Source organism: Enterobacter cloacae complex sp. IR5418 (assembly GCF_049238105.1).
GTDB classification, from domain to species: domain Bacteria; phylum Pseudomonadota; class Gammaproteobacteria; order Enterobacterales; family Enterobacteriaceae; genus Enterobacter; species Enterobacter hormaechei.
In genome coordinates this window covers 87368-112817 of sequence record NZ_JBMKHS010000001.1, presented here as the reverse complement: position 1 = coordinate 112817, position 25450 = coordinate 87368, and the positions used below count along the sequence as shown (strand labels likewise).

Annotated in this window: 22 protein-coding genes; 19 read left to right on the top strand and 3 right to left on the bottom strand. The window is 58.8% G+C overall.

Annotated elements, in window-relative coordinates; all coding sequences use genetic code 11:
- Window positions 1–23 precede the first annotated feature (23 nt).
- From nuoC to nuoN, 11 genes are all read left to right on the top strand, one after another.
- Complete coding sequence (nuoC, locus tag ACOTX7_RS00475) at window positions 24–1826, top strand: NADH-quinone oxidoreductase subunit C/D (RefSeq protein WP_125357726.1); 1803 nt, start codon at window positions 24–26, stop codon at window positions 1824–1826.
- A gap of 2 nt (window positions 1827–1828) precedes the next feature.
- Entirely contained in the window at window positions 1829–2329 is a 501-nt protein-coding gene (gene nuoE, locus ACOTX7_RS00470; protein WP_006176513.1) for an NADH-quinone oxidoreductase subunit NuoE, read from the top strand.
- Window positions 2326–3663 carry an NADH-quinone oxidoreductase subunit NuoF gene (gene nuoF, locus ACOTX7_RS00465; RefSeq protein ID WP_006811381.1) on the top strand — a complete coding sequence of 446 codons (1338 nt, stop codon included), beginning with the start codon at window positions 2326–2328 and terminating at the stop codon, window positions 3661–3663. The genes nuoE and nuoF overlap by 4 nt, the downstream gene beginning before the upstream one ends.
- A 54-nt stretch (window positions 3664–3717) precedes the next feature.
- Window positions 3718–6441, top strand: a complete 2724-nt coding sequence (gene nuoG, locus ACOTX7_RS00460) for an NADH-quinone oxidoreductase subunit NuoG (protein WP_221256274.1) — start codon at window positions 3718–3720, stop codon at window positions 6439–6441.
- Window positions 6438–7415: an NADH-quinone oxidoreductase subunit NuoH gene (nuoH, locus tag ACOTX7_RS00455; RefSeq protein WP_003861490.1), complete on the top strand. Its 978-nt coding sequence runs from the start codon at window positions 6438–6440 to the stop codon at window positions 7413–7415. The genes nuoG and nuoH overlap by 4 nt, the downstream gene beginning before the upstream one ends.
- Window positions 7416–7429: 14 nt before the next feature.
- Entirely contained in the window at window positions 7430–7972 is a 543-nt protein-coding gene (nuoI, locus tag ACOTX7_RS00450) for an NADH-quinone oxidoreductase subunit NuoI (RefSeq protein WP_003861491.1), read from the top strand.
- A 10-nt stretch (window positions 7973–7982) separates the two neighbouring features.
- Window positions 7983–8537: an NADH-quinone oxidoreductase subunit J gene (gene nuoJ, locus ACOTX7_RS00445; protein ID WP_063132532.1), complete on the top strand. Its 555-nt coding sequence runs from the start codon at window positions 7983–7985 to the stop codon at window positions 8535–8537.
- On the top strand, window positions 8534–8836 hold the full coding sequence (gene nuoK, locus ACOTX7_RS00440; RefSeq protein ID WP_003861496.1) for an NADH-quinone oxidoreductase subunit NuoK: 303 nt from the start codon (window positions 8534–8536) through the stop codon (window positions 8834–8836). Before nuoJ ends, nuoK begins: the two co-directional genes overlap by 4 nt.
- Entirely contained in the window at window positions 8833–10674 is a 1842-nt protein-coding gene (nuoL, locus tag ACOTX7_RS00435; RefSeq protein WP_047353435.1) for an NADH-quinone oxidoreductase subunit L, read from the top strand. Before nuoK ends, nuoL begins: the two co-directional genes overlap by 4 nt.
- A 168-nt stretch (window positions 10675–10842) precedes the next feature.
- Window positions 10843–12372 (top strand): NADH-quinone oxidoreductase subunit M, encoded by a 1530-nt coding sequence (gene nuoM / locus ACOTX7_RS00430; protein ID WP_003861498.1) that lies wholly within the window; start codon window positions 10843–10845, stop codon window positions 12370–12372.
- Between the two features lie 6 nt (window positions 12373–12378).
- The gene (gene nuoN / locus ACOTX7_RS00425; RefSeq protein ID WP_221256273.1) at window positions 12379–13836 is read left to right on the top strand and encodes an NADH-quinone oxidoreductase subunit NuoN; all 1458 of its coding nucleotides are present in this window, start codon (window positions 12379–12381) and stop codon (window positions 13834–13836) included.
- A 119-nt stretch (window positions 13837–13955) separates the two neighbouring features.
- On the opposite strand, the gene ACOTX7_RS00420 is transcribed toward nuoN, so the two are convergent.
- Entirely contained in the window at window positions 13956–14960 is a 1005-nt protein-coding gene (locus ACOTX7_RS00420) for a chemotaxis protein (RefSeq protein ID WP_003859465.1), read from the bottom strand.
- Between the two features lie 64 nt (window positions 14961–15024).
- Window positions 15025–15942, bottom strand: coding sequence for a ribonuclease BN (rbn, locus tag ACOTX7_RS00415; protein WP_221256272.1), 918 nt, complete (start codon window positions 15940–15942; stop codon window positions 15025–15027).
- A 71-nt stretch (window positions 15943–16013) separates the two neighbouring features.
- On the opposite strand from rbn, the gene ACOTX7_RS00410 reads away from it, so the two are divergent.
- The 8 genes from ACOTX7_RS00410 to menE all read left to right on the top strand — a co-directional run bounded on the left by ACOTX7_RS00410 (window position 16014) and on the right by menE (window position 23925).
- Complete coding sequence (locus tag ACOTX7_RS00410) at window positions 16014–16478, top strand: GNAT family N-acetyltransferase (RefSeq protein WP_032673971.1); 465 nt, start codon at window positions 16014–16016, stop codon at window positions 16476–16478.
- 50 nt (window positions 16479–16528) lie between these two features.
- Window positions 16529–16834: a stress response protein ElaB gene (gene elaB / locus ACOTX7_RS00405; protein ID WP_017693006.1), complete on the top strand. Its 306-nt coding sequence runs from the start codon at window positions 16529–16531 to the stop codon at window positions 16832–16834.
- Between the two features lie 86 nt (window positions 16835–16920).
- Window positions 16921–18216 carry an isochorismate synthase MenF gene (gene menF / locus ACOTX7_RS00400; protein ID WP_221256271.1) on the top strand — a complete coding sequence of 432 codons (1296 nt, stop codon included), beginning with the start codon at window positions 16921–16923 and terminating at the stop codon, window positions 18214–18216.
- An 88-nt stretch (window positions 18217–18304) separates the two neighbouring features.
- Complete coding sequence (gene menD / locus ACOTX7_RS00395) at window positions 18305–19975, top strand: 2-succinyl-5-enolpyruvyl-6-hydroxy-3-cyclohexene-1-carboxylic-acid synthase (protein ID WP_221256270.1); 1671 nt, start codon at window positions 18305–18307, stop codon at window positions 19973–19975.
- Window positions 19972–20748, top strand: coding sequence for a 2-succinyl-6-hydroxy-2,4-cyclohexadiene-1-carboxylate synthase (menH, locus tag ACOTX7_RS00390; RefSeq protein WP_221812898.1), 777 nt, complete (start codon window positions 19972–19974; stop codon window positions 20746–20748). Before menD ends, menH begins: the two co-directional genes overlap by 4 nt.
- The gene (menB, locus tag ACOTX7_RS00385) at window positions 20745–21602 is read left to right on the top strand and encodes a 1,4-dihydroxy-2-naphthoyl-CoA synthase (RefSeq protein ID WP_047353442.1); all 858 of its coding nucleotides are present in this window, start codon (window positions 20745–20747) and stop codon (window positions 21600–21602) included. The genes menH and menB overlap by 4 nt, the downstream gene beginning before the upstream one ends.
- Window positions 21602–22567 carry an o-succinylbenzoate synthase gene (gene menC / locus ACOTX7_RS00380; RefSeq protein WP_221256268.1) on the top strand — a complete coding sequence of 322 codons (966 nt, stop codon included), beginning with the start codon at window positions 21602–21604 and terminating at the stop codon, window positions 22565–22567. The genes menB and menC overlap by 1 nt, the downstream gene beginning before the upstream one ends.
- Window positions 22564–23925: an o-succinylbenzoate--CoA ligase gene (gene menE / locus ACOTX7_RS00375; RefSeq protein ID WP_213827689.1), complete on the top strand. Its 1362-nt coding sequence runs from the start codon at window positions 22564–22566 to the stop codon at window positions 23923–23925. Before menC ends, menE begins: the two co-directional genes overlap by 4 nt.
- Here the strand turns inward: menE and ACOTX7_RS00370 are convergent, their stop codons facing one another.
- Window positions 23926–25440 carry a tripartite tricarboxylate transporter permease gene (locus tag ACOTX7_RS00370; protein WP_421626038.1) on the bottom strand — a complete coding sequence of 505 codons (1515 nt, stop codon included), beginning with the start codon at window positions 25438–25440 and terminating at the stop codon, window positions 23926–23928.
- Window positions 25441–25450 lie beyond the last annotated feature (10 nt).

Here is a 25450-nt window from a genome sequence, read left to right as displayed (position 1 = left end):
ACAGTCACCACGGACCATTTGCAATGGTGAACAATATGACCGACTTAACCGCGCAAGAAGCCGCCTGGCAGACCCGGGATCATCTCGATGACCCCGTCATTGGCGAACTGCGCAACCGTTTTGGGCCGGATGCCTTTACTGTTCAGGCCACCCGCACCGGGGTACCCGTTGTTTGGGTGAAGCGTGAGCAATTACTGGAAGTTGTCGATTTCCTCAAGAAATTGCCAAAACCTTACGTCATGCTGTTTGACTTACACGGCATGGACGAACGTCTGAGAACGCACCGCCAGGGTCTCCCTGCTGCGGATTTTTCCGTTTTCTACCATCTGATCTCAATAGACCGCAACACGGATATCATGCTCAAGGTGGCATTGTCTGAAAACGACATGCATCTGCCGACGATCACCAAACTTTTCCCGAACGCCAACTGGTACGAGCGCGAAACCTGGGAAATGTTCGGCATGACCTTTGACGGCCACCCGCATCTGACGCGCATCATGATGCCGCAGACCTGGACCGGCCACCCGCTGCGTAAAGACTACCCGGCACGTGCCACCGAATTCGATCCGTTTGAGCTGACCAAAGCCAAGCAGGATCTGGAGATGGAAGCGCTGACCTTCAAGCCGGAAGACTGGGGCATGAAGCGCGGTACCGAAAACGAGGACTTCATGTTCCTCAACCTCGGTCCAAACCACCCGTCTGCGCACGGTGCATTCCGTATTATTCTTCAGCTTGACGGCGAAGAGATTGTCGACTGCGTACCTGACATCGGCTACCACCACCGTGGTGCGGAGAAGATGGGCGAGCGTCAGTCCTGGCACAGCTACATTCCGTATACCGACCGTATCGAATACCTCGGCGGCTGCGTAAACGAAATGCCATACGTGCTGGCCGTTGAGAAACTGGCAGGTATCACCGTCCCGGATCGCGTCAACGTGATTCGCGTGATGCTGTCAGAGCTGTTCCGTATCAACAGCCACCTGCTGTACATCTCCACGTTCATTCAGGACGTCGGCGCGATGACGCCAGTGTTCTTCGCCTTTACCGACCGTCAGAAAATCTACGATCTGGTGGAAGCGATTACCGGTTTCCGTATGCACCCGGCCTGGTTCCGCATCGGCGGCGTGGCACACGACCTGCCGCGCGGCTGGGACCGTCTGCTGCGTGAATTCCTCGACTGGATGCCGAAACGTCTGGCGTCTTACGAGAAAGCCGCGCTGCGTAACTCCATCCTGAAAGGCCGTTCCCAGGGCGTTGCAGCCTACGGCGCGAAAGAAGCGCTGGAGTGGGGAACCACCGGTGCTGGCCTGCGTGCGACCGGGATTGATTTCGACGTGCGTAAAGCCCGTCCTTACTCTGGCTATGAGAACTTCGACTTTGAAGTCCCGCTTGGCGGCGGCGTGTCCGACTGCTACACCCGCGTGATGCTGAAAGTGGAAGAGCTGCGCCAGAGCCTGCGCATCCTTGAGCAGTGCCTCAACAACATGCCGGAAGGCCCGTTCAAGGCGGATCACCCGCTGACGACGCCGCCACCGAAAGAGCGCACGCTGCAACATATCGAAACCCTGATCACCCACTTCCTGCAAGTTTCCTGGGGTCCGGTCATGCCGGCACAAGAATCCTTCCAGATGATTGAAGCGACCAAGGGTATCAACAGCTACTACCTCACCAGCGACGGCAGCACCATGAGCTACCGCACCCGCGTGCGTACGCCAAGCTTCGCGCACTTGCAGCAGATCCCGGCCGCCATTCGCGGCAGTCTGGTCTCCGACCTGATTGTGTATCTGGGTAGTATCGATTTTGTTATGTCAGATGTGGACCGCTAATTATGCACGAGAATCAACAACCACAAACCGAGGCTTTTGAGCTGAGTGAAGCAGAGCGTGCCGCCATTGAGCACGAGATGCACCACTACGAAGACCCGCGTGCGGCGTCCATTGAAGCGCTGAAAATCGTACAGAAACAGCGTGGTTGGGTGCCGGATGGGGCGATCTATGAGATCGCAAAAGTGCTGGGCATTCCGGCAAGTGACGTAGAAGGCGTAGCCACGTTCTACAGCCAGATCTTCCGTCAGCCGGTTGGCCGCCATGTGATCCGCTACTGTGACAGCGTGGTCTGCCACATTACCGGTTATCAGGGCATTCAGGCTGCGATAGAGAAGAAACTCAATATCAAGCCGGGCCAGACCACGTTCGACGGACGCTTTACTCTGCTGCCAACCTGCTGCCTGGGTAACTGCGACAAGGGGCCGACCATGATGATTGATGAGGACACTCACAGCCATCTGACGCCGGAAGCGATTCCTGACCTGCTGGAGCAGTACAAATGAAAACTGTAATTCGTACTGCTGAGACGCATCCGCTGACCTGGCGTCTGCGCGATGACAAACAGCCCGTCTGGCTCGACGAATACCAGAGCAAAAACGGCTATGCCGGGGCGCGTAAAGCCCTCGGCGGCATGGCGCCGGATGACATCGTGAATGCGGTGAAAGACTCCGGCCTGAAAGGCCGCGGCGGTGCGGGCTTCTCCACCGGTCTGAAGTGGAGCCTGATGCCGAAAGACGAATCCATGAACATCCGTTACCTGCTGTGTAACGCCGATGAAATGGAGCCGGGCACCTATAAAGACCGCCTGCTAATGGAACAGCTGCCGCACCTGCTGGTGGAAGGCATGCTGATCTCCGCGTTTGCGCTGAAAGCGTACCGTGGCTACATCTTCCTGCGCGGTGAGTACATCGAAGCGGCGGAAAACCTGCGTCGCGCGATTGCGGAAGCGACAGAAGCGGGTCTGCTGGGCAAAAACATCCTGGGCACCGGGTTTGACTTCGAACTGTTCGTGCACACCGGGGCCGGGCGTTACATCTGCGGTGAAGAAACCGCGCTGATTAACTCCCTGGAAGGCCGCCGCGCGAACCCGCGTTCTAAGCCACCGTTCCCGGCAAGCTCCGGCGTGTGGGGGAAACCGACCTGCGTCAACAACGTCGAAACCCTGTGTAACGTCCCGGCGATCCTCGCGAACGGCGTGGAGTGGTATCAGGGCATCTCCTCAAGCAAAGATGCCGGTACCAAGCTGATGGGCTTCTCCGGTCGCGTGAAGAACCCTGGCGTCTGGGAACTGCCGTTTGGTACCACCGCACGTGAAATTCTTGAAGACTACGCGGGCGGCATGCGCGATGGCCTGAAATTCAAAGCCTGGCAGCCGGGTGGGGCAGGGACGGACTTCCTGACCGAAGCCCACCTTGACCTGCCGATGGAGTTCGAAAGCATTGGTAAAGCAGGCAGCCGTCTGGGTACGGCGCTGGCGATGGCCGTCGACCACGAGATCGGCATGGTATCCCTGGTGCGTAACCTGGAAGAGTTCTTCGCCCGCGAGTCCTGCGGCTGGTGTACACCGTGCCGTGATGGTCTGCCGTGGAGCGTGAAGATCCTGCGTGCTATCGAGCGTGGCGAAGGCCAGCCTGGCGATATCGAGACACTTGAGCAACTGTGTCGATTCTTAGGGCCAGGCAAAACCTTCTGTGCCCACGCACCGGGTGCCGTCGAGCCACTGCAAAGCGCGATTAAATATTTCCGCGACGAATTCGAAGCAGGCATCAAGCAGCCGTTCAGCAATACTCATTCAATCAATGGTATTCAGCCGAACCTGCTGAAAGCGCGCTGGTAAAAACAGAATTTTGATTAACGCTCGGTTTCGACCGAGACAACTGGAAGCATGCTAATGGCTACGATTCATGTAGACGGCAAAGAATACGAAGTCAACGGGGCGGACAACCTGCTGGAAGCTTGTCTGTCTCTTGGCCTCGATATTCCGTACTTTTGCTGGCATCCGGCGCTGGGCAGCGTCGGTGCTTGCCGCCAGTGTGCGGTGAAGCAATATCAAAACGCGGAAGACACGCGTGGTCGCCTGGTGATGTCCTGTATGACGCCAGCCGCCGAAGGCACCTTTATTTCGATTGATGACGAAGAAGCCAAACAGTTCCGTGAAAGCGTGGTGGAGTGGTTGATGACCAACCACCCGCACGACTGTCCGGTCTGTGAAGAGGGCGGTAACTGCCACCTTCAGGACATGACCGTGATGACCGGTCACAGCTTCCGTCGCTATCGCTTTACCAAGCGTACCCACCGTAACCAGGACCTGGGGCCGTTCATCTCTCACGAAATGAACCGCTGCATCGCCTGCTACCGCTGCGTGCGTTACTACAAAGATTATGCAGACGGTCAGGATCTGGGCGTATACGGCGCGCATGACAACGTCTACTTTGGTCGTCCGGAAGACGGTACGCTTGAAAGCGAATTCTCCGGTAACCTGGTAGAGATCTGCCCGACCGGCGTATTCACGGATAAAACCCACTCCGAGCGCTACAACCGTAAATGGGACATGCAGTTTGCACCAAGCATCTGCCAGCAGTGCTCCCTCGGCTGTAACACCAGCCCGGGTGAACGTTACGGCGAACTGCGTCGTATCGAAAACCGTTACAACGGTACCGTTAACCACTACTTCCTCTGCGACCGCGGTCGTTTCGGCTATGGCTATGTAAACCTGAAAGACCGTCCGCGTCAGCCGGTTCAGCGCCGTGGCGATGACTTCATTACCCTGAACGCTGAACAGGCGATGCAGGGCGCGGCAGATATTCTGCGTCAGTCGAAGAAAGTGATCGGCATCGGCTCCCCGCGCGCCAGCATCGAAAGCAACTTCGCGCTGCGCGAGTTGGTTGGGGCGGAAAACTTCTACACCGGTATCGCTCAGGGCGAGCAGGAACGTCTCCAGTTGGTGCTGAAAGTGCTGCGTGAAGGCGGTGTCCACACGCCTGCGCTGCGCGAAATCGAATCCTATGATGCGGTTCTGGTGCTGGGTGAAGACCTCACGCAGACCGGCGCACGCGCGGCTCTGGCGGTACGTCAGGCGGTGAAAGGTAAAGCACGTGAAATGGCAGCGGCGCAGAAAGTGGCTGACTGGCAGATTGCGGCCATTCTCAACATCGGTCAGCGCGCGAAGCATCCTCTGTTTGTGACAAACGTCGACAATACCCGTCTGGACGACATCGCCGCGTGGACCTACTGCGCGCCGGTTGAAGATCAGGCGCGCCTCGGCTTTGCGATTGCCCACGCGCTGGACAACAACTCTCCGGCCGTTGAGCTGGATCGCGACCTGCAAAACAAGGTCGACGTGATTGTTCAGGCCCTGGCGGGTGCGAAAAAACCACTGATTATTTCCGGTACCAACGCCGGAAGCGCTGAGATCATTCAGGCCGCAGCGAACGTTGCGAAAGCCCTGAAAGGCCGCGGCGCCGACGTCGGTGTGACCATGATTGCCCGTGCGGTGAACAGCATCGGTCTGGGTATGATTGGTGGTGGCTCGCTGGAAGAAGCGTTAAGCGAACTGGAATCCGGTGCCGCTGACGCCGTTGTGGTGCTGGAAAACGACCTGCATCGCCATGCTTCTGCCGCGCGCGTTGACGCTGCGCTCTCCAAAGCGCCGCTGGTCATGGTGATTGACCATCAGCGCACCGCCATCATGGACAAAGCGCACCTGGTGCTCTCTGCGGCAAGTTTTGCAGAAAGCGACGGGACGGTGATCAACAACGAAGGCCGCGCACAGCGTTTCTTCCAGGTTTACGACCCGGCGTACTACGACAACAACACCGTGATGCTGGAAAGCTGGCGCTGGCTGCACTCCCTGCACAGTACCGTGCAGAGCCGTGAAGTGGACTGGACGCAGCTCGACCACGTTATCGACGCGGTAGTGGAAAAACTGCCTCATCTGGCGGGCATCAAAGATGCGGCGCCTGAAGCCAGCTTCCGCATTCGCGGTCAAAAACTGGCGCGTGAACCGCACCGTTACAGTGGCCGTACCGCGATGCGCGCCAACATCAGCGTGCACGAACCGCGTCAGCCGCAGGATAAAGACACCATGTTCGCCTTCTCCATGGAAGGGAACAACCAGCCGTCTGCGCCGCGTTCGCAAATCCCGTTCGCATGGGCGCCGGGCTGGAACTCCCCGCAGGCATGGAACAAGTTCCAGGCTGAAGTGGGCGGCTCCCTGCGCCACGGCGATCCGGGCGTACGTCTGATTGAAGCCTCCGACAGCGGTCTGGACTTCTTCACCACCGTTCCGGCGAGCTTCCAGGCGCAGGAAGGTCACTGGCGTATTGCGCCGTACTACCATCTGTTCGGTAGCGACGAGCTGTCCCAGCGTTCACCGGTCTTCCAGACCCGTATGCCGCAGCCGTACATCAAGCTCAACCCGGCAGACGCCGCGAAGCTTGGCGTTAACGCGGGTGCGAACATTGCCTTTAGCTACGACGGCCAGACCATCAGCCTGCCGCTGATTATTTCTGAACATCTGTCAGCAGGGCAGGTGGGTCTGCCGATGGGTATGCCTGGCATCGCGCCGGTTCTGGCGGGTGCGCATCTTGATAACCTTCAGGAGGCAAAAGCATGAGTTGGTTAACGCCGGATCTTATCGACATCCTGCTGAGCATTCTGAAAGCGGTTGTGATTCTGCTGGTGGTCGTCACCTGCGGCGCGTTCATGAGCTTTGGTGAACGCCGTCTGCTCGGTCTGTTCCAGAACCGTTACGGACCGAACCGCGTGGGCTGGGGTGGTTCACTCCAGCTGGTGGCGGACATGATCAAGATGTTCTTTAAAGAGGACTGGGTTCCGCGCTTCTCGGACCGCGTGATCTTTACGCTGGCCCCGATGATCGCCTTCACCTCGCTGCTGCTGGCGTTTGCTATCGTTCCCGTCAGCCCGACCTGGGTGGTCGCTGACCTGAACATCGGCATTCTGTTCTTCCTGATGATGGCAGGCCTCGCGGTTTACGCGGTGCTGTTCGCAGGCTGGTCCAGTAACAACAAATACTCCCTGCTGGGTGCGATGCGTGCTTCCGCGCAGACGCTGAGCTACGAAGTGTTCCTGGGTCTCTCCCTGATGGGCGTGGTGGCGCAGGCCGGTTCATTTAACATGACCGACATCGTCAACAACCAGGCCGACATCTGGAACGTAATCCCGCAGTTCTTTGGGTTTATTACCTTTGCTATCGCGGGCGTGGCGGTGTGTCACCGTCATCCGTTTGACCAGCCAGAAGCCGAACAGGAACTGGCCGACGGTTACCACATTGAATATTCCGGTATGAAGTTCGGTCTGTTCTTCGTGGGCGAGTACATCGGTATCGTCACCATTTCCGCGTTGATGGTAACGCTGTTCTTTGGTGGCTGGCATGGCCCGTTCTTACCGCCGTTCATCTGGTTCGCGCTGAAAACCGCGTTCTTCATGATGATGTTCATTTTGATTCGCGCAGCGTTACCGCGTCCGCGTTATGACCAGGTAATGTCCTTCGGCTGGAAAGTGTGCCTGCCGCTGACGCTCGTCAACTTGTTGGTAACGGCAGCTGTCATTCTCTGGCAGCAGCCATAAGGGGCTTTGAGATCATGACCTTAAAAGAATTATTGGTAGGTTTCGGCACCCAGGTACGCAGTATCTGGATGATCGGCCTGCACGCGTTTGCCAAACGCGAAACCCGGATGTATCCGGAAGAGCCGGTATATCTGCCGCCGCGCTACCGTGGCCGTATCGTGCTGACGCGCGACCCGGACGGTTCCGAGCGCTGCGTTGCCTGTAACCTGTGTGCGGTAGCGTGTCCGGTGGGCTGTATCTCTCTGCAAAAAGCCGAGACGGTAGACGGTCGCTGGTATCCTGAGTTTTTCCGCATTAACTTCTCACGCTGCATTTTCTGCGGTCTGTGTGAAGAAGCGTGCCCAACCACGGCGATTCAGCTGACTCCAGACTTCGAGCTGGGTGAGTACAAGCGTCAGGATCTGGTGTACGAGAAAGAGGATCTGCTGATTTCCGGTCCGGGCAAATACCCGGAATATAATTTCTACCGGATGGCGGGTATGGCAATCGACGGCAAAGATAAAGGCGAAGCAGAGAACGAAGCTAAGCCTATCGACGTCAAGAGCCTGTTACCGTAAGGAGAGGGCAATGGAATTCGCTTTTTATATCTGTGGCCTTATCGCCATCCTGGCTACGCTGCGAGTGATTACGCACACCAACCCGGTGCATGCGCTGCTGTATTTAATCATTTCGCTGCTGGCTATTTCCGGGGTGTTCTTTGCGCTGGGCGCGCACTTCGCTGGTGCGCTGGAAATCATCGTCTACGCCGGGGCCATCATGGTGCTGTTCGTGTTCGTGGTGATGATGCTGAACCTGGGCGGCTCTGAAATTGAGCAGGAACGTCAGTGGTTAAAACCGCAGGTGTGGATTGGTCCGGCCATTTTGTCGGCCATCATGCTGGCGGTGATTGTTTACGCCATTCTGGGCGTCAACGACCAGGGTATCGACGGGACGCCAATCAGCGCGAAAGCCGTGGGTATCACCCTGTTTGGTCCGTACGTTCTGGCGGTTGAGCTGGCCTCAATGCTGCTGCTGGCGGGTCTGGTTGTGGCCTTCCACGTTGGCCGCGAAGAGCGTGCTGGCGAGGTGCTGAGCAACCGCACTGACGACCGCGCGAAAAGAAAAACGGAGGAACACGCATGATCCCCTTAACACATGGACTGATCCTCGCTGCGATTTTATTCGTTCTGGGCTTAACCGGTCTGGTTATCCGCCGCAATCTGCTGTTTATGCTGATCGGTCTGGAAATCATGATTAACGCTTCCGCGCTGGCCTTCGTGGTCGCCGGTAGCTACTGGGGCCAGACCGATGGTCAGGTGATGTACATTCTCGCCATCAGCCTCGCGGCTGCTGAAGCGAGTATTGGCCTGGCGCTGTTGCTACAGCTCCATCGTCGCCGCCAGAACCTGAACATCGATTCAGTAAGTGAGTTGCGTGGATGAACATGCTTGCCTTAACCATTATTTTTCCGCTGATTGGCTTCGTGCTGCTGGCGTTTTCTCGCGGCCGCTGGTCTGAGAATCTGTCTGCCACCGTTGGCATGGGATCTGTCGGCCTGGCTGCGCTGGTGACAGCGTATGCGGGTATCGACTTCTTTAACAATGGACGTCAGGCCTACAGCGTACCGCTGTGGAACTGGATGTCGGTCGGTAACTTCAACATCGGTTTCAACCTGGTGCTGGATGGTCTGTCTCTGACCATGCTCTCCGTCGTCACCGGCGTGGGCTTCCTGATCCACATGTTCGCCTCCTGGTATATGCGCGGTGAAGAGGGTTACTCCCGCTTCTTCGCCTACACCAACCTGTTTATCGCCAGCATGGTTGTTCTGGTGCTGGCCGATAACCTGCTGCTGATGTATCTGGGCTGGGAAGGCGTGGGTCTGTGCTCTTACCTGCTGATCGGTTTCTACTACACCGATCCGAAGAATGGCGCAGCGGCCATGAAAGCGTTCGTCGTGACCCGTGTGGGTGACGTGTTCCTCGCTTTCGCGCTGTTCATTCTCTACAACGAACTGGGCACGCTGAACTTCCGCGAAATGGTGGAACTGGCGCCGGCGCACTTCGAAGCAGGCAACAACATGCTGTGGTGGGCAACGCTGATGCTGCTGGGTGGCGCTGTGGGTAAATCCGCACAGCTGCCGTTGCAGACGTGGCTGGCCGACGCGATGGCGGGTCCAACCCCTGTCTCCGCGCTGATCCACGCCGCGACCATGGTCACCGCCGGTGTTTACCTGATTGCGCGTACTCATGGCCTGTTCCTGATGACTCCGGAAATTCTGCATCTGGTGGGTATCGTTGGTGCGGTCACGCTGGTGCTGGCAGGCTTTGCCGCGCTGGTGCAGACCGACATCAAACGCGTTCTCGCGTACTCCACCATGAGCCAGATTGGTTACATGTTCCTGGCGCTGGGCGTTCAGGCGTGGGACGCAGCCATTTTCCACCTGATGACGCACGCGTTCTTTAAAGCGCTGCTGTTCCTCTCATCCGGTTCCGTCATTCTGGCCTGCCACCACGAGCAGAATATCTTCAAGATGGGCGGACTGCGTAAGTCCATCCCGCTGGTCTATGTCTGCTTCCTGGTGGGCGGCGCGGCGCTGGCGGCACTGCCGCTGATCACCGCGGGCTTCTTCAGTAAGGACGAAATCCTTGCGGGCGCCATGGCGAATGGTCATATCAATCTGATGGTTGCGGGTCTGGTCGGTGCGTTCATGACCTCCCTGTATACCTTCCGTATGATTTTCATCGTATTCCACGGTAAAGAACAAATTCACGCTCACGCAGGGAAGGGGATTACCCACCACCTGCCGCTGATTGTGCTGCTGGTCCTCTCCACCTTCGTTGGCGCGATGATTGTGCCACCGTTGCAGGGCGTGCTGCCGGCGACAACCGAGCTTGAGCACGGTCGCGTTCTGACGCTTGAAATCACCTCTGGCGTTGTGGCTATCGCGGGCATCCTGATCGCCGCATGGCTGTGGCTGGGCAAACGTACGCTGGTGACCGCCGTTGCCAACAGTGCGCCGGGCCGTCTGCTGAGCACCTGGTGGTACAACGCATGGGGCTTCGACTGGCTGTACGACATGATCTTCGTCAAGCCGTTCCTGGGCATCGCGTGGCTGCTGAAGCGCGACCCACTGAACAGCCTGATGAACATCCCGGCGATCCTCTCTCGCTTTGCAGGTAAAGGTCTGCTGTTCAGCGAGAACGGTTATCTGCGCTGGTATGTGGCGTCCATGAGCATCGGTGCGGTTGTCGTACTGGCGCTGCTGATGGTGTTGCGTTGATTTGAGCTGTGTGGTTGTCGGGTGGCGCTAGCGCTTACCCGACCTACGGACTGTAGGCCCGGTAAGCGAAGCGCCACCGGGCAAAAAGGCCCCGCACTCAAACGTGAATGTAGTCGAATTCGTTGAAAATCGGTCCCTTAGGGACTTTAACAAGGAATAAAAATCGCCATGTTATTACCCTGGCTAATATTAATTCCCTTCATCGGCGGCTTCCTGTGCTGGCAGACTGAACGCTTCGGCGTGAAGATGCCGCGCTGGATCGCGCTGATCACCATGGGATTGACGCTCGCGCTTGGCCTGCAACTGTGGTTGCAGGGTGGCTACTCACTGACCCAGTCTGCGGGCCTTCCGCAGTGGCAGTCTGAGTTTATCCTGCCGTGGATCCCGCGTTTTGGCATTACGATCCACCTGGCGATTGACGGTCTGTCGCTGCTGATGGTGGTGCTGACCGGTCTGCTCGGCGTTCTGGCGGTACTCTGTTCCTGGCGAGAAATCGAAAAATACCAGGGCTTCTTCCACCTGAACCTGATGTGGATCCTGGGCGGCGTAATCGGCGTGTTCCTTGCCATCGATATGTTCCTGTTCTTCTTCTTCTGGGAGATGATGCTGGTGCCGATGTACTTCCTGATCGCGCTGTGGGGCCACAAGGCCTCCGACGGTAAAACGCGTATCACGGCGGCCACCAAGTTCTTCATCTACACCCAGGCGAGTGGTCTGGTGATGTTGATTGCCATCCTGGCGCTGGTGTTTGTGCATTACAACGCCACCGGCGTCTGGACCTTCAACTATGAAGATCTGCTGAAGACCCCGATGTCCCACGGCGTGGAATACCTGCTGATGCTGGGCTTCTTCATCGCCTTCGCGGTGAAAATGCCGGTCGTACCGCTGCACGGCTGGCTGCCAGACGCGCACTCACAGGCACCTACGGCGGGTTCCGTTGACCTGGCGGGTATCTTGCTGAAAACGGCGGCCTACGGTCTGCTGCGTTTCTCCCTGCCGCTGTTCCCGAACGCCTCCGCTGAGTTCGCGCCGATTGCCATGTGGCTGGGTGTGATCGGTATCTTCTACGGTGCGTGGATGGCCTTCACGCAGTACGACATCAAACGTCTGATTGCTTACACCTCCGTTTCCCACATGGGCTTCGTGCTGATTGCCATCTACACCGGCAGCCAGCTGGCGTACCAGGGGGCGGTGATCCAGATGATTGCGCACGGCCTGTCCGCGGCTGGTCTCTTCATCCTGTGTGGTCAGCTGTATGAACGTCTGCACACCCGCGACATGCGTATGATGGGCGGCCTGTGGGGCAAAATGAAATGGCTGCCAGCGCTCTCCATGTTCTTCGCGGTGGCGACCCTGGGGATGCCGGGTACCGGTAACTTCGTCGGCGAGTTTATGATCCTGTTCGGCAGCTTCAACGTGGTACCGACGATCACCGTCATTTCCACCTTTGGTCTGGTGTTCGCTTCCGTGTACTCACTGGCGATGCTGCACCGCGCTTACTTCGGTAAAGCGAAGAGTGAAATTGCTGCACAAGAACTGCCGGGGATGTCGCTGCGTGAGCTGTTCATCATCCTGCTGCTGGTCGTACTGCTGGTGCTGTTGGGCTTCTATCCGCAGCCGATTCTGGATACCTCGCACTCCGCGATGGGCAACATCCAGCAGTGGTTTGTTAATTCTGCTTCTACTACAAGGCCGTAATTCGCCATGACAATAACTCCACAACAACTGATCGCGCTGCTACCGCTGCTGATCGTCGGATTGACGGTGGTGGTTGTGATGCTCTCCATTGCGTGGCGACGCAATCACTTCCTGAATGCGACCCTGTCCGTTCTGGGTCTGAACGCTGCGTTAGTCTCCCTCTGGTTTGTTGGCCAGGCGGGAGCGATGGACGTCACGCCGCTGATGCGCGTTGACGGCTACGCCATGCTCTACACCGGTCTGGTGCTACTGGCGAGCCTGGCAACCTGTACCTTTGCGTACCCGTGGCTTGAAGGGTACAACGACAACAAAGAAGAGTTTTACCTGCTGGTACTGATTGCCGCACTGGGTGGCATTCTGCTGGCGAACGCGAACCACCTGGCCGCGCTGTTCCTCGGTATTGAGCTGATCTCACTGCCGCTGTTCGGCCTGATTGGTTATGCCTTCCGTCAGAAGCGCTCTCTGGAAGCGGCAATCAAGTACACGATTCTGTCTGCGGCCGCGTCGTCGTTCCTGCTGTTCGGTATCGCGCTGCTGTACGCACAGACGGGTAACCTTTCCTTCATGGCGCTCGGCAAGAGCCTTGGCGATGGCATGATGCATGAGCCGCTGCTGCTGGCGGGTCTGGGCATGATGATTGTTGGCCTTGGCTTTAAACTCTCTCTGGTGCCGTTCCACCTGTGGACGCCAGACGTATACCAGGGTGCGCCTGCACCGGTCTCTACCTTCCTGGCGACGGCGAGCAAAATCGCTATCTTCGGGGTGGTCATGCGTCTGTTCCTGTGCGCACCGGTGGGTGACAGTGAAGCGGTTCGCGTGGTGCTGGGCATCATCGCGTTCGTCTCCATCATCTTCGGTAACCTGATGGCGCTGAGCCAGACCAACATCAAGCGTCTGCTGGGCTACTCCTCTATCTCTCATCTGGGCTACCTGCTGGTGGCGCTGATTGCGCTGCAAAGCGGTGAGATGTCGATGGAAACCGTGGGTGTGTATCTGGCCGGTTACCTGTTCAGCAGCCTCGGCGCGTTCGGCGTGGTGAGCCTGATGTCCAGCCCGTACCGTGGCCCGGATGCAGATTCCCTGTTCTCCTACCGTGGTCTGTTCTGGCACCGTCCAATCCTCTCTGCGGTAATGACCGTGATGATGCTCTCGCTGGCGGGTATCCCGATGACGCTGGGCTTTATCGGTAAGTTCTACGTGCTGGCCGTCGGTGTGCAGGCGGGTCTGTGGTGGCTGACTGCCGGTGTCGTTATCGGCTCCGCGATTGGTCTCTACTACTATCTGCGCGTCGCGGTGAGCCTGTACCTGAGCGCGCCGCAGCAGCTCAACCGTGATGCACCAACCAACTGGCAGTACAGCGCCGGGGGTATCGTGGTGCTGATCTCCGCGCTGCTGGTGCTGATCTTCGGTGTCTATCCGCAGCCGCTGATTGAGATTGTGCAGCGCGCGATGCCGCTGATGTAAGGTGAAAGCAAAAAACCCGCCTCGGCGGGTTTTTTATTGCCGGGTGGCGCTGCGCTTACCCGGCCTACAGGACCGTAGGCCCGTGCAAGCGTAGCGCCGCCGGGCAAAGCAACCGGCGACTAAGCCAACTGCTTCCTGCTTATAAGCGGCCCCTCAATCTTCTTCATCGAGCGGTCCAGCACCTCTTCAATTACCGACGACAGCTCGTTCAGCTCAAACTTCGCCACATAGCCGTCCGCCTTCACTTTGCGAATATGATCTTCATTCGCATTGCCGGAAAGAGACGAGTGGATCACCACCGGAATATCTTTCAGTACCGGGTCGGTTTTGATTTTGCGCGTCAGCGTAAAGCCATCCATCTCCGGCATTTCGAGGTCGGTTAATACCAGGGCAATCTTATCGGTAACGGGAACGCCCTCAGCCTGAGCCTGCGCGGCCAGCTGAGTGATTTTCTCCCACGCGTCTTTGCCGGTGATATGCAGCTGAGCCGGGATCTCCATCGCCTGCAATCCCTTCTCCAGCATTGATCGCGCCACTTTCGAGTCTTCTGCAACAATCGCGACAGAGCCTGGCTTGATGTTGAATTTGGTGGTTTCCAGATGGGTAGCGTGCAGATCGTGATTCGCCGGGGTGATGTCATACAGGATCTGCTCCACGTCCAGCACCATCGCCAGATCGTTGGTATCGGTCTTCTCATCCAGGCAGGCAATGCTGGTGATGTAGCGACCGCTGACGGCGGTTTCCGCGGCGTGCACCTGCTTCCAGTCCAGACGCATGATGTTTTCCACCGATTCCACGGCAAACGCCTGCACGCTGCGGGCATATTCGGTGATCAGCAGGATGTTCAGCCCGGTGGCTGGCTTGCAGCCAGCGACAGCGGCCAGGTCGATCACCGGGATCACCTGGTCGCGAATGTTCACCATCCCCATCAGCGGAGACTTCATTCCCGCCGGTTTGGTGAAGGTCGGCATCGGCACAATTTCGCGCAGTTTGAACACGTTGATGCCGAACAGCTCGGATTTATTTTCGTTCAGAGAGGTGCCAAGACGGAACAGCAACAGTTCAAAACGGTTGGACAGGGTCAGGTTCGCCCTGTCATCAATATCTTTCTGGAAATTATCCATTCTACCCTCAAGTGAAATGCTGGCCTTTTAATCGTTATCGGCACGCTGAGGGAAAAATGAAGGACTAAACGCTGACCTGAGCGAAATCTTCCGCCAGCTCGCATGCGGGGAACACCTCCCGGCACTCTGCCAGCAGGCTTTCGCAGCCGCGGACGTCATAGCGTGAACTGACGTGCGTGACAATCAGTTTCCCAACGCCAGCCTCGCGCGCCAGCTGTGCCGCCTGACGCGTTGAGCAGTGCCCCCGGCTGTTGGCTTTCTCTTCCATCGCCGCTTCCAGCGTCGTCTCATGCACCATCACATCCACGCCCTCAGCAAGCCTGAGCGCTGAAGGGCAGGGGGCGGTATCCCCAAAGATAGCCAGTTTTTTGCCCGGTTGCGGCGGTGCGAGATACTCCTGACCGTTGATAACGCGCCCGTCTTCCAGCGTGACGGTCTCACCCTGCTTCAGACGCTGGAACCACGGGCCAGGCTTCACCCCATCGGCCTGTAACGCAGCGGCGTTCAGCGCGCCGGGCTTATCATGCTCCTGGACACGATAGCCGTAGCATTCCACCGGATGGTTAAGCGGGTAAGCGCGCACCTGATAATCCCCGTCGTCGAACACCAGACCTTCGCCGATCTCCACCACCTCCAGCGGATAATCGGTCCATGAGCCGCTCAGGCGCAGCGTGGTTTCAACGAATTCCTGAATACCCACAGGGCCATAAATGGTCAGCGGGTTAGCGTTACCAGCCATCGAACGGCTACACAGCAGGCCCGGCAGGCCAAACAGGTGATCGCCATGCAGATGGGTGATAAAGATTTTGTCCAGCTTGCCGGGGTGATACGCGGTATGCAGCAGCTGATGCTGCGTGCCTTCACCGCAGTCAAAAAGCCACAGCCCGCCGCGGGTGGGGTGCTTAAGATCCAGCAGAATTGCCGTCACGTTTCGTGAGCGGGTTGGCACGCCAGCGGACGTACCCAGAAAAATCAGTTCCATAACGCAATCAGCCCTTTGCCGAATGGGAAGGGGTTTAGTATAACGTGATGAACCCCAGGAAGGAGAAACACATGATCCAGTGGCAAGATCTGCACCACAGCGAGCTGACCATTCAGTCGCTCTACGCTTTGCTCAAACTGCGCTGCGAAGTTTTTGTGGTTGAGCAAACCTGCCCGTATCAGGATATCGACGGCGATGACCTGGTCGGCGAGAACCGGCACATCCTCGGCTGGCGTGATAACGAGCTGGTGGCGTATGCGAGGATTCTGAAAAGCGAAGACGATTTTGCCCCGGTCGTTATTGGCCGCGTCATTATCAGCGGCCGCGCGCGCGGTGAAAAGCTGGGCTATCAGCTGATGGAAAAAACGCTGGACGCATGTCAGAAACAGTGGCCGGACAAGGCGTTATACCTGGGGGCGCAGGCGCATTTGCAATCATTCTATGGCCATTTTGGTTTTACCCCGGTCACGGACATTTACGACGAAGACGGGATCCCACACATCGGCATGGCGCGCGAAGCGAAACAGGCGCAATAGCAAGACGTTGTCTATAGTTACCGGACTGGTGTACTAACATGGAGAAAAATATGTCATTTCAATCCTGGGATACCCGAGTCGACGACGACCTGACGCTGCTAAGCGAAACGCTGGAAGAAGTGCTGCGATCTTCAGGCGATCCCGCCGATCAGAAGTACATTGAGCTGAAAGCCCGCGCCGAGCAGGCGCTGCATGACGTGAAAAACCGCGTCAGTAATGCCTCCGACAATTACTACTACCGCGCAAAACAGGCGGTTTATCGTGCCGATGATTATGTGCATGAAAAACCGTGGCAGGGCATTGGGGTCGGTGCGGCCGTAGGGCTGGTGCTGGGTCTGCTGTTAGCCCGTCGTTAAGCCGGTAAACCACTCCCTACACGTGGGTACTGCTATTTATCGTCAGTACCCCGTATAATATAAGGCTTTAACAGGGAGAGGTCCGCGTGCACTCGATTTTCCTCGCGCTGCAAAGCCTGCGCACTCATCTTGCGCAAGGGTTGCCTGCTACACCCGGTTTACGCCATTTCGATGTCTCTTTCCCGTTAAACGACGCCTTCGATCCCCTGGCCTGGCTGGGTGTGCAGCGGTGCTATCCCCAGTTTTACTGGCAACAGCGCAGCGGCGATGAAGAACTTGCCGCGCTCGGAAGCCTCACCCAGTTTGATTCTCTGGCCTCGGCCTCACGGTTTTTGCATACCCATGACGTGGCACATGACACCCGTATCTGCGGCCTGAACGCCTTCAACCCGGCGCAGGGAGTGCTGTTTTTACCGCGCCTTCTCTGGCGACGGTCTGCCGGGGTCGCCACGCTGCGTCTGCAACTGTGGAGCGAAACGTCGCTGCGTGAAGATGCCCGTGAAGCCCTGAATTTTATCGACAACCTACGCGACGCCGCGCCAATCCGCCCGTTGTCCGTGCAGATTGTGCAGGAAACCCATCATCCGGAAAAACCGGAATGGCTGGCGTTGATCCGTCAGGCGACAGAAACCCTTGCCCGCGGCGAGTTTGAGAAAGTGGTGCTCGCACGTGCCACTGATGTGCAGTGTCAGCAGCCCGTGAATGCCATCGCGCTGATGGCCGCCAGCCGCGCGCTGAACCTTAACTGCTATCATTTTTGTATGGTCTTTGACGCCAGCAACGCGTTCCTCGGCTCGACGCCCGAGCGGCTGTGGCGGCGACGCGGCACGCTGCTGCGCACGGAAGCGCTGGCTGGCACCGTCGCCAGCCATTCTGACGATAAGCAGGCCCAGCGTCTGGGCGACTGGCTGATGAACGACGACAAAAATCAGCGTGAAAATATGCTGGTGGTGGAAGATATCTGCCAGCGTCTTCAGCACTATACCCGGACGCTGGAAGTCCTGCCTGCGCAGGTGCTGCGTCTGCGCAAGGTGCAGCATTTACGGCGCTGTATCTGGACCGAACTTATACAGCCTGACGACGAGCAGTGTTTGCATATTCTGCAACCGACGGCAGCGGTGGCCGGGCTGCCACGTCAGGCTGCGCGAGAATTTATTGCGAACGTGGAGCCGTTTGACCGGGAGTGGTACGCCGGATCGGCGGGTTATTTATCGCCCGATCAAAGTGAATTCTGCGTGGCATTACGCTCCGCCCGTGTTCGCGATGACGCGCTGCGTCTTTATGCCGGGGCGGGCATCGTCAGTGGCTCCGATCCGGAGCAGGAGTGGCAGGAGATTGAAAACAAAGCCGCCGGGCTGCGTTCCCTTCTCCTGAGGGATTAATACTGATTCGTGCAATCCCGATTCATATCAAAATTCTGACTTTTTCTATTATTTATACTGTGTCGCATTCTTGATACTGGACAATCTCATGTCAGTAAGTTCTTTTAACCGACGCTGGGCGACGGTGATCCTTGAAGCCCTGACCCGTCATGGTGTCAGGCATGTGTGTATTGCCCCAGGCTCTCGCTCCACGCCGCTCACCCTTGCGGCGGCGGAAAACCGGGCTTTTATTCATCACACCCATTTTGATGAGCGTGGTCTGGGCCATCTGGCGCTCGGGCTGGCGAAAGTCAGCAAAGCGCCCGTGGCGGTGATAGTCACCTCCGGCACGGCGGTGGCGAACCTCTATCCGGCGCTGATTGAAGCGGGATTAACCGGCGAAAAGCTGATCTTACTCACCGCCGATCGTCCCCCGGAACTTATTGACTGCGGTGCAAACCAGGCGATTCGTCAGCCTGGCATTTTTGCCTCGCACCCTGCACAGACGGTCTCGTTGCCGCGCCCCACCCAGGATATTCCCGCCAGCTGGCTGGTCTCCACCCTCGATCACGCCATGAACGCTCTGCGCAGCGGCGGGCTTCACATTAACTGCCCGTTTGCCGAGCCATTGTACGGCGAAATGAACGAGACCGGTCTCGCCTGGCAACAGCAGCTGGGCGACTGGTGGGAGAGCGAAAAACCCTGGCTGCGCGAGCAGACGCATCTGGAAAGCGCTAAACAGCGCGACTGGTTCTTCTGGCGCCAGAAGCGCGGGGTGGTGATTGCCGGGCGGATGAGTGCGGCGGAAGGCAAGCTGGCGGCGGAGTGGGCACAAACGCTTGGCTGGCCGCTGATTGGTGATGTGCTTTCCCAGACGGGCCAGCCGTTGCCCTGCGCCGACCTCTGGCTGGGGAACGCGAAAGCGGTCACCGAGCTGGCGCAGGCGCAAATCGTCGTCCAGCTGGGATCGAACCTGACGGGTAAGCGTCTGCTCCAGTGGCAGGCCACCTGTACGCCAGAAGAGTACTGGCTGGTGGATCCGCTCGAAGGACGCCTTGACCCGGCGCACCATCGCGGCCGCCGCCTGGTGAGCGACATTGACAGCTGGCTGGAATTGCATCCGGCGGAAAAACGCCAGCCCTGGGCGGTGGCGATCCCGGCGCTGGCACGTCAGGCGTGGGAACTGACCACAGCACAGTGCGAGGCATTCAGTGAAGCCGGGCTGGCGCACCGTATCCGTAACTATCTTCCCGCGCAGGGACAACTTTTTGTTGGAAACAGCCTGGTGGTGCGCCTGATTGACGCCTTCTCGAAGCTGCCAGCGGGTTATCCGGTGTACAGCAACCGGGGCGCGAGCGGCATTGACGGCCTGATCTCCACCGCGGCTGGCGTACAGCGGGCCAGCGCAAAATCTACGCTGGCGATTGTGGGGGATCTCTCCGCCCTCTACGATCTCAACGCGCTGGCGCTCCTGCGTCAGGCGTCGGCCCCGTTCGTGCTGATTGTCGTTAACAATAACGGCGGGCAGATTTTCTCCCTGCTGCCGACGCCGCAAAGCGAACGTGAGCGCTTCTATCTGATGCCGCAAAACGTGCAGTTCGAACACGCCGCCGCCATGTTCAGCCTGAAGTACCATCGCCCGGAAAACTGGGAGGCGCTGGAAACGGCATTGAACACCGCCTGGCGGCAGCCTGGCGCGACGCTGATAGAGCTGGTGGTAAACGATTCTGACGGCGCGCAGAAGCTGCAACATCTGCTGGCGCAGGTGAGCCACCTGTGATCCTCGCAGGCGTCTCCCGGCCCGGAAAATCAGGCTACCCCTGGCTGGTTTTCCTGCACGGTTTTTCCGGCGACAGTCGCGAATGGCAGGCTGTCGGGACGTCGCTGCATGACTATCCCCGGCTCTACCTTGACCTGCCCGGGCACGGTGGGTCAGCGGATACGGGCGTGACGGGGTTTGCAGAGGTGAGCGGTTTGCTTAATCGCACCCTTATTAGTTACAACATACTAAGCTACTGGCTGGTGGGGTACTCCCTCGGCGGCCGCATTGCGATGTTTCATGCCTGCCAGCATCCTGCGGGGTTAGAAGGGGTGATTGTGGAAGGTGGGCACCCGGGCCTGCAAGATACCGATGCGCGCCAGGCGCGGCTGAACTCTGACCGCCGCTGGGCGTCACGTTTTCGCATTGAGCCGCTGGAAGCCGTCTTTGCCGACTGGTATCAACAGCCGGTCTTTGCCTCCCTCACGGATGAACAGCGCAACGCGCTGATCGCGCTGCGCAGCCGGAACAACGGCCCGAAGCTGGCAGAAATGCTGGAAGCCACCTCGCTTGCCGTTCAGCCTGATTTACGTCCCGCGCTAACCGCGCGTGATTTTTCTTTTGATTATCTTTATGGCGAACGTGACGGGAAGTTTGCAGCCATCGCCGCTGAACTTAACGCCACGCGTCATGCTATCCCTCACGCCGGACACAACGCCCACCGGGACAACCCGGATGCGGTTGCCGCGAGTCTGGCTCAGATACTGCGTCATCGAACAAAGGACACGCTATGATCTATCCTGATGAACACATGCTTTACGCGCCGGTTGAATGGCAGGACTGCTCCGAAGGCTATACCGACATTCGTTACCATAAATCCGCCGATGGTATCGCCAAAATCACCATCAACCGTCCACAGGTGCGCAACGCGTTTCGTCCGCTGACCGTAAAAGAGATGATCCAGGCGCTGGCGGATGCCCGCTACGACGACAATATTGGCGTCATCGTCCTGACCGGCGAAGGCGAGAAAGCCTTCTGCTCCGGCGGCGATCAGAAAGTGCGCGGTGACTACGGCGGATACCAGGATGATGCGGGTACCCACCACCTGAACGTGCTGGATTTCCAGCGCCAGATCCGTACCTGCCCAAAACCGGTGGTCGCGATGGTGGCCGGTTATTCCATCGGTGGCGGCCATGTGCTGCACATGATGTGTGACCTGACGATCGCGGCGGAAAACGCCATCTTCGGTCAGACTGGCCCGAAAGTCGGCTCCTTCGACGGCGGCTGGGGCGCATCCTACATGGCGCGCATTGTCGGCCAGAAAAAAGCCCGCGAAATCTGGTTCCTGTGCCGTCAGTACAACGCCCAGGAAGCGCTGGACATGGGGCTGGTTAACACCGTGGTGCCGATCGCCGATCTGGAAAAAGAGACCGTGCGCTGGTGTCGCGAAATGCTGCAAAACAGCCCAATGGCGCTGCGCTGCCTGAAAGCGGCCCTCAACGCCGACTGTGACGGTCAGGCGGGCCTTCAGGAGCTGGCGGGTAATGCCACCATGCTGTTCTATATGACCGAAGAAGGTCAGGAAGGGCGCAACGCGTTCAACGAAAAACGCCAGCCAGATTTCAGCAAATACAAACGGAACCCGTAATGCTTCGCGCGCAGGTTTACCGCTGGCAGATACCCATGGACGCGGGCGTGGTGCTGCGTGAACGGCGGTTAAAAACCCGTGACGGCCTTTTCGTGCATCTCCGGCAGGGCGAGCGGGAAGGATGGGGCGAGATTGCTCCCCTTCCGGGCTTCAGCCTGGAAACGCTGGACGAGGCCCAGGCGGCGCTGATGGCCTGGACGCACGAATGGCGTGAGGGGGCTGATCCGGTGCTGCCGGACGTTCCTTCCGCCGCGTTCGGCATCAGTTGTGCGCTGGCAGAGCTGGACGGCAGTTTACCGGATGCGGCGAACTATCGCGCCGCGCCGCTCTGTACCGGCGATCCGGATGAACTGTTCGCCCTGCTCTCCGGGATGCCCGGCGAGAAAGTGGCGAAAATTAAGGTCGGCCTGTACGAAGCGGTGCGCGACGGAATGGTGGTAAACCTGTTACTGGAAGCCATTCCCGATCTGCATCTGCGCCTGGACGCCAACCGCGCCTGGACACCGCTCAGGGCACAGCAGTTTGCGAAGTACGTCAACCCGGCATACCGCAGCCGCATCGCGTTTCTCGAAGAGCCGTGCAAAACTCGCGACGATTCTCGCGCCTTCGCCCGGGAAACGGGCATTGCTATCGCCTGGGATGAAAGCCTGCGCGAAGACGGGTTTACGTTTGCCACCGAGCCGGGCGTCAGTGCTGTGGTCATTAAGCCGACGCTGACCGGCGGCCTCGACAAAGTACGCGAGCAGGTTGCGGCGGCTCATGCCTCAGGGCTGACGGCGGTGATCAGTTCTTCCATCGAATCCAGCCTCGGGCTAACGCAGCTGGCGCGCATCGCGGCATGGTTAACGCCGGACACCGTCCCCGGTCTCGATACGCTAAACCTGATGCAGGCCCAGCTGATTCGCCAGTGGCCGGGCAGCACCTTGCCGTGCCTTGACGTTGGGGCGCTGGAGCCACTGCGATGAGTTTTACCGACTGGCCGTGGCGGCACTGGCGTGCCCGGTGTGCCAATAAATCCGCGCTGCGTTTAGACGATGTCACGCTCAGCTGGTCGCAACTGTGCGAGCGTATCGATCGTCTGGCCGCCGGTTTTCAGTCTCAGGGCGTTACGGACGGTGACGGCGTGATGCTGCTTGCGCACAACCATCCCCGGACGCTGCTGGCCTGGCTGGCGCTGCTTCAGTGCGGCGCCCGCATTTTGCCGGTAAACCCTCAGCTTCCGCGTCCGCTGCTGGACGTCCTCCTGCCGCAGATGACCCTGCGCTTTGCGCTGGTGCTTAACGGTGAGTATGACGGTCTGCCCGCGCTGGCGTTAAGAGAGCGCGAGGGGCAGGACGGCGTGACGTGGCGGGCAGACCGGCTGGCCTCGATGACGCTCACCTCCGGTTCGACCGGCTTGCCAAAAGCGGCGGTGCACACCTGTGCCGCCCACCTTGCCAGCGCAAAAGGCGTGCTGGCGCTGATGCCTTACGGCGATGGCGACGACTGGCTTCTGTCTCTGCCGCTGTTTCACGTCTCCGGTCAGGGGATTTTGTGGCGCTGGTTGCAGGGCGGGGGCCGTCTCACCGTGCGTGAAAAACAGCCTCTGGAGCAGGCGCTACAGGGCTGTACCCACGCCTCGCTGGTGCCGACGCAGCTGTGGCGGCTGCTTAATTCGCACCATCCCGTCGCGCTGAAAGCCGTGCTGCTCGGCGGGGCGGAAATCCCCGTTGCGCTAACCGAACAGGCGCGCGAACAGGGGATCCGCACGTTCTGCGGCTACGGCCTGACCGAGTTCGCCTCCACCGTCTGCGCCAAAGAGGCGGACGGCGCGCCGGACGTGGGCAGCGCGCTGCCGGGCAGAGACGTTCAGGTGGTGAACGGTGAAGTCTGGATCCGGGCGGAAAGCATGGCGGCGGGATACTGGCGAGACGGCGCATTATTGCCGCTGGTCAATGAGCAGGGCTGGTTCGCCACCCGCGATCGCGGCGCGTGGCATAACGGACGCCTGTCCATTCTGGGCCGAATGGACAATCTCTTTTTCAGCGGCGGAGAAGGGATCCAGCCGGAAGCGCTGGAGCGCGTTATCGTCACCCATCCGCAGGTCAGCCAGGCGTTTGTCGTGCCGCTGGAGGATGCCGAGTACGGGCAACGTCCGGTGGCGGTAGTGGAATGTGAGCCGGGCACGGATATCACATTGTTGCCGGAGTGGGTTCAGGGCAGGCTGGCGCGCTTCGAGCAGCCGGTACACTGGCTGGCGCTGCCGTCAGAACTGAAAAATGGCGGGATTAAAATCTCCCGCCAGGCGTTAAAGCAGTGGGTCAATGCTCTGTTGAGGGGTTAATCAGCCGATATCCGGCTGCGGTTTGTGCTGGCGTCGGCGGACCCAGCGCAGCACCGGTGGTACAACAATCACCATAATCGCCATGGCCAGCAGGATCTTCGTCACGCTGCTCTCCCACAGGATCCCCATGTTGCCGTTGCTGATGGAGAGCGCGCGGCGCAGGTTCTGCTCCAGCATTTCCCCTAACACAAACCCTAAAATCAGCGGCGACATCGGGAAGTGCATCTTGCGCAGAATGTAGCCCAGCACCCCAAGCAGCACCATTAAGACCAGGTCAAAGGTGGTGCTGTGCACCGCGTACACCCCAACCGCAGAGACGGCGGCAATCGCCGGGACCAGGAACCACAGAGGAATGGTCAGCATACGGGTGAACAGGCCAATCAGCGGGATGTTCATCACCAGCAGCATCACGTTGGCGATCAGCAGGGCGGCAATCAAACCCCAGACGATATCGGGCTGTTCGGTAAACATCGCCGGACCCGGAGTGATGTTATAGAGCGTCAGCGCGCCCATCATCACCGCCGTGGTGCCGGAACCCGGCACGCCAAGGGTCAGCATCGGGATAAACGAGCCGCAGGCCGAAGCGTTATTCGCTGCTTCCGGCGCCGCCACGCCGCGAATATCGCCTTTACCGAAGCTGTCGCTGTTACCGCTCAGCTTCTTCTCGGTCATGTAGGTGATGGCGCTGGCGATAGTGGCCCCCGCGCCGGGCAGAATGCCGACGAAGAAACCGATCACCGACGAACGTAAGGTGGCTCCCACACACTGCGCCCCCTCTTTGGCACTAAAGAGCATACGTCCGGTTTTGCGCACCAGCGTCTGCCCGCTGCTGGTATGTTCCAGCATCAGTAAAATTTCCGATACAGAGAACAGACCAATCACCACGACGATAAACTGCACGCCGTCGGAGAGGTGAACGCTGTCGAAGGTAAAACGATAAACCCCGGTGTTGGCATCCACGCCGACGGTGGCTAACCCTAAGCCAATCAGCGCGGATAAAAACGACTTGAGCGGATTCTGCGCCATCATGCTGCCGAGGCAGGCGATGGCGAACACCATCAGTGCAAAGTACTCGGCTGGGCCAAAGGCCAGCGACCACTGGGCCAGCGCCGGTGCGAACAGAATGATGCCGCCAATGGCGATCATGGAGCCGACGAACGAGCTGACGGCAGAAATAGAGAGCGCCACGCCGCCGTGCCCCTGCTGCGCCATCGGGTAGCCATCCAGCGCGGTCATAATGGCGGCGGCATCGCCGGGCACGTTAAGCAGAATCGAGGAAATACGCCCCCCGTATTCGCAGCCGATATAAACCGTCGCCAGCAGGATCAAAGCCGATTCAGCAGGCAGATGCAGCGCAAAGGCCAGCGGCAGTAAAATCGCCACGCCGTTGATAGGCCCAAGGCCCGGCAGCAGCCCGACGATCGTCCCGACGAAACAGCCGATCAGGGCGATCACCAGGTTTTCCGGGGTCATCGCTACCGCGAACCCCTGAGAGAGATAGATCCAGGTATCCATAGCGTGCTCC

Coding starts and splice junctions, on each gene's coding strand:
- nuoN (WP_221256273.1), top strand. CDS start 12,379: ATGACAATAACTCCACAACAACTGATCGCGCTGCTACCGCTGCTGATC.
- menB (WP_047353442.1), top strand. CDS start 20,745: ATGATCTATCCTGATGAACACATGCTTTACGCGCCGGTTGAATGGCAG.
- nuoL (WP_047353435.1), top strand. CDS start 8,833: ATGAACATGCTTGCCTTAACCATTATTTTTCCGCTGATTGGCTTCGTG.
- nuoM (WP_003861498.1), top strand. CDS start 10,843: ATGTTATTACCCTGGCTAATATTAATTCCCTTCATCGGCGGCTTCCTG.
- elaB (WP_017693006.1), top strand. CDS start 16,529: ATGTCATTTCAATCCTGGGATACCCGAGTCGACGACGACCTGACGCTG.
- nuoK (WP_003861496.1), top strand. CDS start 8,534: ATGATCCCCTTAACACATGGACTGATCCTCGCTGCGATTTTATTCGTT.
- nuoC (WP_125357726.1), top strand. CDS start 24: ATGGTGAACAATATGACCGACTTAACCGCGCAAGAAGCCGCCTGGCAG.
- nuoG (WP_221256274.1), top strand. CDS start 3,718: ATGGCTACGATTCATGTAGACGGCAAAGAATACGAAGTCAACGGGGCG.
- ACOTX7_RS00420 (WP_003859465.1), bottom strand. CDS start 14,960: ATGGATAATTTCCAGAAAGATATTGATGACAGGGCGAACCTGACCCTG.
- rbn (WP_221256272.1), bottom strand. CDS start 15,942: ATGGAACTGATTTTTCTGGGTACGTCCGCTGGCGTGCCAACCCGCTCA.
- nuoI (WP_003861491.1), top strand. CDS start 7,430: ATGACCTTAAAAGAATTATTGGTAGGTTTCGGCACCCAGGTACGCAGT.
- menC (WP_221256268.1), top strand. CDS start 21,602: ATGCTTCGCGCGCAGGTTTACCGCTGGCAGATACCCATGGACGCGGGC.
- menE (WP_213827689.1), top strand. CDS start 22,564: ATGAGTTTTACCGACTGGCCGTGGCGGCACTGGCGTGCCCGGTGTGCC.
- nuoJ (WP_063132532.1), top strand. CDS start 7,983: ATGGAATTCGCTTTTTATATCTGTGGCCTTATCGCCATCCTGGCTACG.
- ACOTX7_RS00410 (WP_032673971.1), top strand. CDS start 16,014: ATGATCCAGTGGCAAGATCTGCACCACAGCGAGCTGACCATTCAGTCG.
- nuoH (WP_003861490.1), top strand. CDS start 6,438: ATGAGTTGGTTAACGCCGGATCTTATCGACATCCTGCTGAGCATTCTG.
- ACOTX7_RS00370 (WP_421626038.1), bottom strand. CDS start 25,440: ATGGATACCTGGATCTATCTCTCTCAGGGGTTCGCGGTAGCGATGACC.
- menD (WP_221256270.1), top strand. CDS start 18,305: ATGTCAGTAAGTTCTTTTAACCGACGCTGGGCGACGGTGATCCTTGAA.
- nuoE (WP_006176513.1), top strand. CDS start 1,829: ATGCACGAGAATCAACAACCACAAACCGAGGCTTTTGAGCTGAGTGAA.
- nuoF (WP_006811381.1), top strand. CDS start 2,326: ATGAAAACTGTAATTCGTACTGCTGAGACGCATCCGCTGACCTGGCGT.